This window comes from Sorangium sp. So ce124, assembly GCF_051525235.1.
Taxonomy (GTDB): domain Bacteria; phylum Myxococcota_A; class Polyangia; order Polyangiales; family Polyangiaceae; genus Sorangium; species Sorangium atrum.
Genome location: NZ_CP150312.1, coordinates 11,030,459 through 11,042,339 on the forward strand (window position 1 = coordinate 11,030,459; position 11,881 = coordinate 11,042,339).

Below are 11,881 nucleotides of genomic sequence, written 5' to 3' on the forward strand. Positions count from 1 at the left end.
AGCGCGGCTCCGCGAACGCTCGCGCCGCTCGACCTGGGTTGAGAGGGCACCACGCGCTCGGCGCCGTCCACCGTGGAACTCCGGCTCCATCCGCCCCGGGTCTCGACCGAAATATGACCCCGTGGGCATTTTTTATCGCTCCGGCCTCTGGCGATATCGTCCCAGGCGTAAGCGTCGGGTTTGGGGCGATGGCGATGCTCTAGCGCAGGCGTGAAGCGCGGTCCTCTCTTGCCCGTGCGAGCTCGCTCAGGAACAGCGACGCCCGCAGGTGCGCATCGGGAGGCGCGGCGCGGGGACTGGACGCACGGATGGCTTGATGCTCACCGCCTGTCCATGGAATCCTGCGCGCATGAAGCTGCTCCTGAAGGCCATGGTGGCCGCTGCGGTCACCGTGATCGCCCTTGGCTGCTCGATCGTGGACCCCAGCGACCGTGAGGAACTGAGACAACAGATCGCGATGCTGCCTCCCGAGACGCTGTCGTCCTGGGATAGGTGGAACATGAACGTTAACGCGGTGCGGTGGCTCAGACTATACAAGGACCCCAACGATCAGGTGGGCAAGCTCCAGTGCCGGTTGAAGGCCGGCGGCACCTGGAGCGGCTGGAACGACCAGGAGCCGACGTACACCGTCGCCGACTTGCTCGACTGCCTCCTCGAATCAGGAGATATCGCCGTAACCTACACGATGTGTGCCGACAAACTTCAAGCCGTGGACGGCAAAAACAGGGAGAGCAAGATCTTGCGTGAGGAACAGGTGCCGGGGGTGACGAATGTCGAGTGCAGGTTCGTTTGGGATTCCCGCTACGAGCCGGAGAAAGTGCCGTCCAACCTGACGAACCCCAGATCGATCACAGTCGACGAGCTGATCGACTGGCTGATCTCGCTCCCGGCGCCGCCTCCGGGATTTGCTGCCCCTCAGCTCGTCCCGCTCCTCTGCCCGCTCGGCGCTGGACCAGGCTGGGGGTGCCCACCTCGGCCGACGGACCTTCCGGGCGAGCAACCCACCGACCCGACGGGCGGTGAGCCAGGGGATCATCCATGAAGCTCACAACGTCGCGCGTATGGTACCTCATGCGGCGCATCGAGGTCGAGGCGGGCACGGCGAGTCACCTATTTTCGCCCCAGGATGCCTTGGGTCGGAACATGGACCTCGAGACCCTGGGCAGGCTGTGCGCCGAAGCATGGCACGACGACCTGCCCGAGGCGGACCGCGCATGGGCCGAGGCGCATCGTGAGAAATTCGGGAGGTGGGTCGACGATTCTCGGCCCGAGGCCATCCGTCCCAGGGTAGACGCGGGCTCTCCCCAGAGCCTCACGGGCAGGCTCGGCAAGGAGCCCGCTCCGCCGTGGCCGATGCTGCTCGAAGCCGTTAAGAGCGCGTTTTTAGCCTTCGTCGTGGACTTCGGGCAGACGGTCGAGGGCGAGGGCGAGGGGGTGACGGGCGATCCGGCGGCGCGCCTTCATTGGACGTCCGTCTGGCGGGCGCTGACGGTCGATGACGCCCCCGAGGTGGACCGGCCCTCGGCGCTCCGCGCCTTTCGGAGGGGGTTTTGGCGTGGGCGCCGCGGGCTCCCGAGCTCCATGACGAGGCCCATCCCTCAGAGGCTGGAGGCTGCGCGGTTCTGGCCGATGCGTACGCTGCCCCATCTCCCCGGACCGAGCGCGGCGCGCAACCGAGCCCTCTGGGACGCATCGATTCACTGCACGGATACCAAGGAGTACCGGGCGCTCCAGCAGGAGCTGCGCGATCTCTATGCGAGCGCCTGGCGAGACGACGTGCCGGAGGAGGACCGCGAATGGGCCGAGTCCTACCGCCACTCCTGCGTGAACGAGGTCAACCGTCGCCGGCGAGACGCTGTGGCCCAGAGCGCATATGAGGGCTTTCTCCAGAGCAGCGACGGGCTCTTCGACGGAGAGCCCGCAAGGCCGTGGCCGAACCTGAGAGGCTACGACTCGGACCCATGGCGTGCTCTCGTGGATGCCGTCGAGGACGCGCCCGAAGGCGAGAGCGAGCTCGCGACCGCCGAGGCGGCAGCGCGCGAATTCTGCGACTCGCTCTACCGGGAGGCCCCGCCGTGGGACAGCGACCCGGCCAAGGTGCACTGGCTCGCGGCGGTCCGCGCCGCGCGACGAAAGGGGCTGTCCGGCGATGTTCCGCCGGACGGCGGGGCGTAGCGCTCACGGAATCCCATTTGCCTTTGGCACGGAACTGCCGCTCCCTCCGCCCCGGGTCTCGACTAAAATAAGGCCCCATGCGCTTCTTTCGTCGCTCCGGTGGGATCGTTTTCTCCATGAAGAGCGCTCGCGCGCTCGCGCGCGCCGCCGGGGTGCTCGGCGCCGTGTTCTGCGCGGCGTGCGCTGCAGACCCCGAAGCCCCGCCGCCCGAGATCTCGGTCGGCACGGTCGACGGCACGGACGCCGTGCTCGCCCTCGTGCGCGGCGAGGGCTCGGTCACGCTCTACGTTTGCGGCGGCGTGAGCAGCTACGCGACCATGACCCGATGGTTCGAGGGAACCGAGGACCCGAGCGGCGCGTTCTCGCTCGAGAGCGACGGGTGGACGGCGACCGCCGATGCGGGCGGGGAATCCGGCCGGCTGCGCACGCCCGTGGGCGCGGAGCTCGCCTTTCGCGCGCGCCCCGCGGCGCTCGACCGCATCGAGGGCCTCTACGCAGCGGTCGACGGCGGCTGCCGCACCGGCGCCGTCGTCTTCACGCCCGACGACGCCGAAGCGCCGGCGCTCCAGGGCACCTGGTGCGGCGCCGGCGATCTCTATGCCCAGGTGACGCCGATCCGCCCGCTGTCGGTGCTCGATCGGCATGGGATCGAGGTGCAGGTCGAGCTCAGCGGCGCACGGAAGAAGCTGCTCGTGACCCCGCTCGTGCGACCCTGAGCCCCCGCCGCATCTCCGCCGTCCCGCCCTATCTCCGCCGTCCCGCCGCGTCTCCACCGCGCCTCCGCCGTCCTGCCGCGCCCGTCCCACCGCACCTCTGCCGTCCGCCCGCTCTGGCGTTGAATCCAGGCCCCGTCCGATCGAAGGTCGGCGCATGGCGGACGCAGCTCGGCCGCGGAGGCGGCACCTTGCCCTGCCCGCGTCGCGCTTCATCGGCCGGGAGGGCGAGCTCGCCGCGATCGCCGGGCTGCTCCGGCGCGGCGAGCGGCTCGTCACCGTCTGGGGCCCGGCCGGCATGGGCAAGACGCGGCTCGCCCTGGAGCTCGCCAGCCGCTGGGCCGAGGCGCAGGCCGGCGAGGCCGTGTGGCTCTGCGAGCTCACCGGATGCCGCGACCTGCGCGCCGTCTGCGGCGCTGTCGCGCGCGCGATCGGGGCGCAGGTCGCGGCAGGGCGCCGGGAAGCGACGCTCGTCGAGCGGATCGGCCGCGCCCTCGCGACCGAGGGGCCGGCGCTGCTCGTGCTCGACAACCTGGAGCACGTGCTCGAGCAGACAGCGCCGGCCCTCGATGCGTGGGTGCGCGCGGCGCCCGAGCTCCGCTTCCTCGCGACGTCGCGCGAGCGCACCCGCCTGGCAGGCGAGATCAGCTACGAGCTCGGCCCCCTCGGCCTCCCCGCGGAGGGCTCGACCGAGCGCAGCGCGGCCGTGGCGCTCTTCCTCGATCGCGCCGCGGCCCACCGCGCTGCCGCGCCGCTGCCTCCGCCCGGCGACGAGCACCTCGCCGACGTCGCCGCGCTGGTGCGGCGGCTCGAGGGCATCCCGCTCGCGATCGAGCTCGCGGCCGCGCGCGAGGGCGTGCTCGGCGTGCGCGGCCTGCTCGCGCGGCTCGGAAGCCGGCTCGACCTGCTCGCGGGCGCGGCGCGCGGGAGGGAGGCGCGGCAGGCGACGCTGCGCAGCGCGATCGAGTGGTCGTGGGACCTGCTCGACGACCGCGAGCGACGGGCGCTCGCCTGCTGCTCCGCCTTCCACGGGCCGTTCACGCTCGCGGCGGCCGCCGCCGTGCTCGCGGAGCCGGACGCCGCCGTGATCGATCGGATCGAGGCGCTGCGCGACAAGTCGCTGCTCCGCGCGGCGCCCCCGAGGAGCGACGGGGCGACGCGCTTCGCGCTCTACGAGGTGGTGCGAGAGCTCGCCGCCGAGAAGCTCGCCGAGCGCGGGGAGCGTGAGGCCGCGATCGAGCGGCACGCGGCGTTCTACCTGGCCGCCGGCGAGGCGGCGGCCGCGGACTTCGAGCGGCGCGGCGCGCTCGACGCGCTCAACCGCATCGCCGGCGATCTGGAGGAGCTGCTCGCCGTCGCCGAGGGCGCGCTCGCCCTGGCAACGGCGCCGCGCGCCGGCGCCGAGGCGGTCGCCGAGGGCGCGCTCGCCCTGGCGACGGCGCCGCGCGCCGGAGCCTCGGCGGCGGCCGAGCGCGCGCTGCGGGCGCTCTGCGCCATCGAGCCCGTGCTCAGCACCCGCGGGCCGTTCGGGGCGCAGCTCGAGCTGCTCGACCGCGCGCTCGCGGCGGCCGAGGCGCTCGCGGCAGATCCGCGCGTGGTGGCCCGCGCGCTCGCGGCGCGGGGGCGCGCGCGGCGGCTCCGAGGGCAGGCGGAGGCCGCGCTCGAGGACCTCGAGCGCGCCCGCGCGCAGGCGGCGGCGCTCGGCGCGGAGGCGCTCCTCTCGGGGATCCTCGCGGACCTCGGCGTGCTCCACCACGGCCGGCGCGACATGGAGCGCGCGCGCGACCACTACGCGCAGGCGCTCGCGCTCCACCGCGCCCTCGGCGACCGCCGCGCCGAGGGGCGGGTGCTCGGCAACCTCGGGGCGCTCCACCACGACGAGCGCCGGGAGACCGAGGCCGCCGCCTACTACGAGCACGCGATCGCGATCGCGGCGGAGATCGGCGACGGCCGGATGGAGGGCATCTTCTCGACGAACGCCGGCCTGCTCGAGCAGGAGCGCGGGGCGCCCGCGCAGGCGCGCCGGCGCTACGAGCGCGCCGCCGCGATCCTCGGCGAGGTGGGCGATCTCCGGCTGCTCGCGATCACGCTCGGCAACCTCGGCGCGCTCCACCACGAGGAGGGGCGCCTCGCCGATGCGCGCGCGTGCCACGGCCGCGCGGTGGGGCTGCTGCGCGAGGTCGGGGACCGCCGCTCCGAGGGGATCGCCCTCTGCCGCCTCGGGGCGGCGCTCGCGTCGGTCGGCGCGGTGGACGAGGCGCGGCGCGCGATCGAGCCCGCGGAGCGGCTGCTCGCGCAGCTCGGGGACGAGCCCGACGTGGAGCTCGCGCGGGTGGCGTCCGGCTTCGTCGACCTGGCGCTCGCCCAGGCGGCGCGCCGCGCGGGGCAGGGGGAGGAGGCGGCGGCGCACGCGGGCGCGGCGCGGCGCAGGATCGCGCGCGCCCGGGAGGGATCGCCGTCGAGCGCGAGCCGATCCGACGACGTGCGGCTGCTGCTCCGGATCCTGGAGCGCAGCCTGGCGGCGCTGGGCGGCCTGCCCGAGGCGCGGGCGGAGGGCGAGCGCGAGCTCCTCCTGACCGAGGGGGCGCGCTTCGTCCGCCCGCCGGGCGGCGGCTGGCACGACCTGCGCGAGCGCCACGCGGCGCGGCGCCTGCTGCACGCGCTGGCCGAGCAGCAGCGGTGCGCGCCGGGGCGAGGGCTCTCCCTGGCGGCGCTGAAGGAGGCGGGGTGGCCGGGCGAGCGGATCTTGCCGGAGGCGGCGGCGAACCGGATCTACGTGGCGATGAACCAGCTGCGGAAGCTCGGGATGAAGCCGTGGCTCCGGAGAGACGCAGAGGGGTACTCGCTGGATCCGGCGCTGCCGGTCCACTACGTCGCGGTGGAGCCGGCCGCGGGGGGTACTGGTCGAATTTGAACAGGGAGGCAGGGAGAAAAAACTTAGTGAATCTCCCGTCTCCCTGTGATCTTTCCCGGGCAAAGTTGACCACCATCCGTAGCTGCGCGGCCGCGGCGCGCAGCTGTGCGGCACTGGCGCCCCTGCTGGGCGGCACTGGCGCTCTGCTGCGCGATCCAGGCGTCCCCGCTGCGCAGGCCCGGCGTTCTCCTGCGCGGCCTCCGCACCCCTCCTGCGCGCCCCTGACGCCCCTGCTGCGCGGGCCCAACGCCTTCCTGCACAGCCTCGGCACCCCTCCTGCGCGCCTTGTTATGTGTCCTACATCACACCCGTGCGGGTCCTGCGCGGCCTCGGCACCCCTCCTGTGCGCCTTCTTGTGTGTCCTACGTTACTATTGCGTGGGTCCTACGCAGCCCCGCCGCCCCTCGTGCGCCGCCTCAGCGCCCTCCTGTGCGTCCGACGTGCCCTCCTGCGCACGCATCAACGTGAGCTACGCAACGTTTGCCCCTCCTGCGCATGCCTCCGTGGGATCCATGGTGCGCCTCGCGACGGGAGCGCCGCGATCTCCCCTCTGGCCAGAGAGCCCAGGGTGGACCGAGGCGCTTCTCGATCATCCGCCCTTCCGTCCGGAGGGGCGCATACCCCGACAAGGAGGCAATGTTTCCTAACTCGACGGAGGCATCGGTACATCCTGTAGAGCGTCAGTAAAAGTTACTGTCGCTTGACACATCCCCACCCCGCCCCGCGAGCACCCTCTCCGCGGGCCTGCGAAATGGATGAGAGAGCAAGGGCGACGGCGCCGCGGGGAGGAGCGCGCGAATCGCTTTAAGAGGGGATTAAGGGGCGATCCTCGGGCGGGGACGTAGCCTGCTGCGCGGAGGTCACGCCATGCGCATTATCACTTCTGTCCTGTTGTTCCTCGCCCCTGCCATCATCCTCGCCGGATGCGGTGAGAGCCGTGAGGCCGATCCGGCTGTCAATTCGAGCGGCGCTCATGGCGCTGGATCGGGAGGATCCGGCGGTGACGGCGTGGGGGGTTGGGGCGGCGGCGCGGGTGAGGGCGGCGGTCCGGGTGAAGGCGGCGGCGCGGGTGAAGGCGGCGGCGCGGGCGCGGGTGAGGGCGGCGGCGCGGGTGAGGGCGGCGGTCCGGGTGAAGGCGGCGGCTCCGATGGCCGCGGTGGAGGAGAGCCGTCCGGCGAGCCGGTGGATTGCACGAACCTACCCCACTTCGCGGCCGGCAAGCAGCCGGTGGTGTTCCTCCACGTGGCTCCCGGCGGGACGGACGCCGCGGGGTGCGGGACGGAGGAGGCACCGTGCTCGACCCTCGCCGCGGCCGTGAGCGCGGCGACTCCGGGGACGGCGGTGCGGATCCACGCCGGAACGTACGAGCCCGAGCAGATCAGCGACGTCGCCGGCACCGCCGAGGCGCCGATCTGGATCGGCGGTGCACCGGGGGAGGAGCGGCCGGTATTCGTCGGTGGGGACCCGGTCCTGCACTTCTCGCGGCTGCACCACGTGGTGATACACGACCTCGAGATCACCCAGACCTTGCCTACCAGAGACGTCCCCGCGCTCATCGTCGATGACGGCGAGGCCTACGCCGATCCGACAGCGACGCAATTCGTCGCTGTCGAGCGCGTGTCCGTACGCGACATTTACACGTATTACGCCAAGGCTGTGCGCTTGGCCGGACTCCACGACTTCTGGCTGCTGGACAGCCAGTTCATCGACATGGACACGACTGAAGGGCTGCAGATCATGGGGTCGCACCGCGGCGTGGTCGCCGGCAATGCGCTCGGCAACGGCGTCGTGATCGGGGGCGGCAGCTCGGACGTCGAGATCCGCAACAATCGCATCTTCGATATCATCGGGGGCTACGGGGTCCAGCTCGGCACGATCGTGTCGCCCGAGCAGTTTCGCCCGCCGGTCGCGCCGGGGGCCGACATCATCGAGGTGCAGGACGTACGCGTGCTCGGAAACCTGATCGTGGCGCCCGGCGTGGCGGTCTCTTTCAACGGCTGTGTGGGGTGCCTGGTCGCCAACAACACCATCGTGTTCCCGAACCACAGCCTGCTGTCGTTCTTTCCCGGGTCGGGAAGCGTGGGCGAGAACCCCAGGGTTCGGACGACGGCGGACAATCGCTTCGTCAACAACATCACGTACTATCGCCGCAGCGACGTCGGGGCGAAGGAGTATTCCCCGTCGTTCCCGACGCTGGCGACGAATTCATTGCACACGAACCTGTGGTACGCGGCCGACGATCCGGAGGCGTCGAGTCCGGTCGGGTCGCCGCTCACGGACGACGGCTCGATGGCGGGGATCGATCCGGGGTTCGTCGACGTCGCCGGTGAGGATTATCACCTCAAGCCGGACAGCCCCGCCGTGAGCAGCGGGACGCCGCTCGCGGCGCTGTCGACCGATCTCGATGGAGCTTGCTTCGACGACCCACCTTCGCGCGGCGCGCTTCAATAGCAGCAAGGGCGAACCTCGCCCGCAGGCGATCGAGAGCCCCCGGAAACGACGGGGGGCGCGGTTCCCCGGAGGCACCGGTACGGACGCGAGACGCGAAAGGACACCTGATGAGCGTGATGAGCCTCACCGAGGCACAGCAGAGTGAGGGCTGGAACGGCTTCCTCCTCGCGCGCCTGCCGCTCTGAGACGGACGGCTCGCCCCGAGCGTCACCCGTCCTCCTCCAACTCCTCTCCTCCACCCTCCGCCTGCCCCTTCTCGGCCGCCTCGCGCGCGAGCGCACCCGCATGGATCGCCCGCACCTCATCCATCGTGCTGACGCCCTCTACAGCCTTGTCAGGCCTGTATCTCCTCACCCGCGCAGACCGCAGCGCGATCCCCCCGGGGTACCGCGGACTCGCCTGCACGTCTTCAAAGGCGACCTCGACGACGATCTCCGGCCGCACGTACACCGTGCCGGCGTCGCGGCCGATCTCGAGCTCCAGCAGCCGCTGGGTCTGCCACGCGAGCACCTCGTCGCTCACGCCCTTGAACGTCTTGCCGAGCAGGACGAAGCCCCCGGCCGAGGGATCGCGCGCCCCGAGGTGCAGGTTGCTGAGCAGCCCCCGGCGCCGGCCGGTCCCCCACTCGGCCGCGAGCACCACCAGGTCGAGGGTGCGCGCCCGCTTCACCTTGAGCCACGAGCCGCGGCGCCGCCCCGCCTCGTAGGGCGCGGCGAGCGACTTGGCGATCACGCCCTCATGGCCGCGGGCGAGCGCGTCGGCGAAGAACGCCTCGGCCTCGGCCGCCGTCGGCAGCTCGATGCGCGGGACGCGCAGCGACCGGTCGAGCACCTGCCGGAGCGCGGCGGTGCGCTCGCTGCCGGGCCGGTCGAGCAGATCCTCGCCGTCGAGGTGCAGCACGTCGAAGAACAGGGCGCGCAGCGGCAGCTCGGCGCGCAGCGCGGCCGCGTCGTGCGCGCGGCCGAAGCGGCGCATCGTGACCTGGAACGGGTGCGGCGGGCCCTCCGCGCGAAAGGTGAGCGCCTCGCCGTCGAGCACGACCGAGCGGACCGGGAGCGCCCGGACGATCTCGGCAATCTCGGGGACCGCCTTCGTGACCGGGCCGAGGCCGCGGCTGAAGACGCGCACCTCGTCGCCGGCCTTGTGCGCCTGCACGCGCACGCCGTCGAGCTTCCACTCCAGCGCCATCGCGCGGAGCTCGCTCAGCGCCGTCGCGACGTCGTCGGCCGACTGCGCCAGCATCGGCTGCACGGGGCGGAGCAGCTGCAACGAGAAGCGCTGGAGGCCGAGCGCCCCCTCGAGGAGCGCGGCCTTGGCCACCTCCGCCGCGTCGCCGGCGAGCATCACCGCGCGCCGCAGCGAGGCCGGCGGCACCCGCGCCGCGCGCGCCACCGCGTCGATCATGACCGGCTCGATCCGCTCCTGGCGGAGCTCGCCGGCGAGGAGCCGCGCGAAGAAGTCGCGCTCGCGATCGGCGGCGCGCGCGAACAATCCCCCCAGCGCCGCGCGGCGCGCCCCTGCCGCCCCCGGCCCCGAGGCGCGCGCGATTTCCGTGAAGACCGCGTCGGCGTCCCCCAGGGTGAGCGCAGGCTGGGCGACGGAAGGAGAGGCCCGGCGGGCCTCGGCGACCACCCCAGGCCCGAGGCCGAGCCGTCCCTGGCGCAGCCGACCGGCGAGCCAGTCGACGCCGATCTGCACCTCCGCGGGCGAGAGGCGGCGCAGTATCGCGGCGAGCGCGGCGATCTTCTCGACACGGCGAGAGAGCGCGGCGACACGCCCGGAGGTGGCGACGAAGTCGGAAACGAGCACGCGGACAACCCTACCCTGGCACCTCGAGAGCTCACGCTCGACGGGTCTCGTGATGAGGCCGCTGCAGGGTGTCCTCCGCAACCGAGCCGGGGAACTCCGCAGGATCGGACCTGGCCCACGGGCGCCAAGTGTTCTCCGCATGGGCCAAGAGAGCCTACCAAAGGGTGTACGGCGGCGGAGCAGAAAAGCGCTCTCCCGCGCCGGGATCGTGGCCATTCGCGATTGCAACCACTTGCGGGGGCGAGCGAAGAATTATCACGTCATCTGCAGTCGAATTCCTCGCTCGGCCGCCGCCAGCGCCGCGAGCAGGCAAGAGCGCGATCGCCCATCAGACGATCTCGTGTGCTGCTCGCCATCGATTCACCAGGTGCGAAGCGCATGACGCGCCTGCGCCGCCGCGCGGGGGGGAGAGCGCGCGGAGCTGCCCCGCCGTGGCCGCGGACTCCCGAACACGCCGCGAGATGGCCCGAGCCGCGCCCGTCTCCCTCGACGGCGAGATCGCTCCGTTTAGTTGACCTCCGACGCGGGCCTTGATACCGGATTGGCGGTCGGCACGCCGTGGGCAGGTGAACACGGCGGGCGGGCGCGGTTTTCCTCAACCACAGCTCAGGAATAGCGCCCTCCGCTGACAAGGCCGCCGGTTTTGGCCTTGGGAGCAGCTGGCTTGGTTTTTGCGCAGCACCTCTCCGGCAGCTGGACTGTACTGGAAGGAGCTGACGTGGTGTTGGTGTCCGCACGGGAAGGCGACGGAGGTTCTTCGATGGTGGAGCGGCAAGTCCGGAAGCGGGTGGGCGTCGTGATGGGCGGCTCGTCGGGTGAGCGCGACGTGTCCCTGCGCTCGGGCGCGGCCGTCGCCGAGGCGCTCGAGGCGCGCGGTTACGATGTCGTGCGGATCACGCTCGGGGACAGGTTCGGCGCGGAGCTCTGCGCGACGCTGCAGCGGGCGCGGCTCGACGCAGCCTTCCTGGCACTGCACGGACGTCTCGGTGAGGACGGGTGCGTGCAAGGCGTCCTGGAGCTCGCCCAGGTTCCGTACACGGGGTCGAGCGTGCTCGCGAGCGCCCTCGCGATGGACAAGCTGAAGGCCAAGGAGATGTTCCGGCTGCACAACGTGCCGACGCCTCCCTACTACACTGTGGGTGCGAATCAGGACCTCGAGGAGCTCGATGCCATCCATGGCTCGTTCGGGTTCCCCGTCATCGTCAAGCCGCGCGGCGAGGGGTCGAGCCTGGGCGTGACCAAGGCCGGGTCGCTCGAGGAGCTGAAGTCGGCGCTCGCGCTGGCGTTCGAGTTCGACGACGCCGCCATCGTGGAGCGGTTCGTGGCGGGGACCGAGGTCAACGTGGGGATCCTGGACGGGAAGGTCCTTGGCGCGATCGAGATCGTCCCGAAGAAGGGGCTCTATGACTACGAGGCCAAGTACACGCCGGGCATGACCGAGTACCACATGCCGGCGCGCCTCCCGCCGACCCGCTACCGCGGCGTCCTGAACCTGGCGGAGCGGGCGGCCCAGGCGCTCGGGTGCACCGGCGCGGTGCGGGTGGATCTGCTCGTGACCGGCGGAGAGAACGAGTACGTGCTCGAGGTGAACACCCTGCCTGGCATGACCCAGACAAGCCTCCTGCCGAAGATCGCGGAGGCCGCAGGCTACGAGTTCGGCGACCTCTGCGAGGCCATCCTGGCGAGCGCCAGGCTGCACCAGCCGGTGCGGCGCCGCGCGCCCGCCGCCTCGGAGCTGCGGCTCAGCGAGCGGGGACAGGCCGAGAAGCGGCTGCGCCTCGTGAAGTCGGCGATCTGAAGCGAAGGTGAGCGCGGCTCC

The 11,881-nt window shown here is 72.1% G+C and carries 7 protein-coding genes; 6 read left to right on the plus strand and 1 reads right to left on the minus strand.

Annotation, left to right across the window (positions count from 1 at the left end; translation table 11 throughout):
- Positions 1–349: 349 nt before the first annotated feature.
- The 5 genes from WMF19_RS41440 (at position 350) to WMF19_RS41460 (ending at position 8,253) form a co-directional block, all read left to right on the plus strand.
- Positions 350–1,042, plus strand: coding sequence for a hypothetical protein (locus WMF19_RS41440; protein ID WP_437895417.1), 693 nt, complete (start codon positions 350–352; stop codon positions 1,040–1,042).
- A gap of 101 nt (positions 1,043–1,143) precedes the next feature.
- Positions 1,144–2,175, plus strand: coding sequence for a hypothetical protein (locus WMF19_RS41445; RefSeq protein ID WP_437895418.1), 1,032 nt, complete (start codon positions 1,144–1,146; stop codon positions 2,173–2,175).
- A gap of 116 nt (positions 2,176–2,291) precedes the next feature.
- Positions 2,292–2,891, plus strand: coding sequence for a hypothetical protein (locus WMF19_RS41450; RefSeq protein ID WP_437895419.1), 600 nt, complete (start codon positions 2,292–2,294; stop codon positions 2,889–2,891).
- Between the two features lie 154 nt (positions 2,892–3,045).
- Complete coding sequence (locus tag WMF19_RS41455) at positions 3,046–5,802, plus strand: ATP-binding protein (RefSeq protein WP_437895420.1); 2,757 nt, start codon at positions 3,046–3,048, stop codon at positions 5,800–5,802.
- A 1,008-nt stretch (positions 5,803–6,810) separates the two neighbouring features.
- Positions 6,811–8,253 carry a hypothetical protein gene (locus tag WMF19_RS41460; RefSeq protein ID WP_437895421.1) on the plus strand — a complete coding sequence of 481 codons (1,443 nt, stop codon included), beginning with the start codon at positions 6,811–6,813 and terminating at the stop codon, positions 8,251–8,253.
- Positions 8,254–8,460: 207 nt separating this feature from the next.
- Here WMF19_RS41460 and WMF19_RS41465 read toward each other — a convergent pair whose 3' ends face one another.
- Positions 8,461–10,062 (minus strand): ATP-dependent DNA ligase, encoded by a 1,602-nt coding sequence (locus WMF19_RS41465; RefSeq protein WP_437895422.1) that lies wholly within the window; start codon positions 10,060–10,062, stop codon positions 8,461–8,463.
- Positions 10,063–10,822: 760 nt separating this feature from the next.
- Between WMF19_RS41465 and WMF19_RS41470 the strand changes: the two genes are divergently transcribed.
- Entirely contained in the window at positions 10,823–11,860 is a 1,038-nt protein-coding gene (locus WMF19_RS41470) for a D-alanine--D-alanine ligase (RefSeq protein ID WP_437324704.1), read from the plus strand.
- The last annotated feature ends 21 nt before the right edge of the window (positions 11,861–11,881 follow it).

Bases quoted from the DNA above. Each gene is read 5' to 3' on its own strand.
- WMF19_RS41455 (WP_437895420.1), top strand. From the start codon at position 3,046: ATGGCGGACGCAGCTCGGCCGCGGAGGCGGCACCTTGCCCTGCCCGCG.
- WMF19_RS41450 (WP_437895419.1), top strand. From the start codon at position 2,292: ATGAAGAGCGCTCGCGCGCTCGCGCGCGCCGCCGGGGTGCTCGGCGCC.
- WMF19_RS41445 (WP_437895418.1), top strand. From the start codon at position 1,144: ATGGACCTCGAGACCCTGGGCAGGCTGTGCGCCGAAGCATGGCACGAC.
- WMF19_RS41470 (WP_437324704.1), top strand. From the start codon at position 10,823: ATGGTGGAGCGGCAAGTCCGGAAGCGGGTGGGCGTCGTGATGGGCGGC.
- WMF19_RS41440 (WP_437895417.1), top strand. From the start codon at position 350: ATGAAGCTGCTCCTGAAGGCCATGGTGGCCGCTGCGGTCACCGTGATC.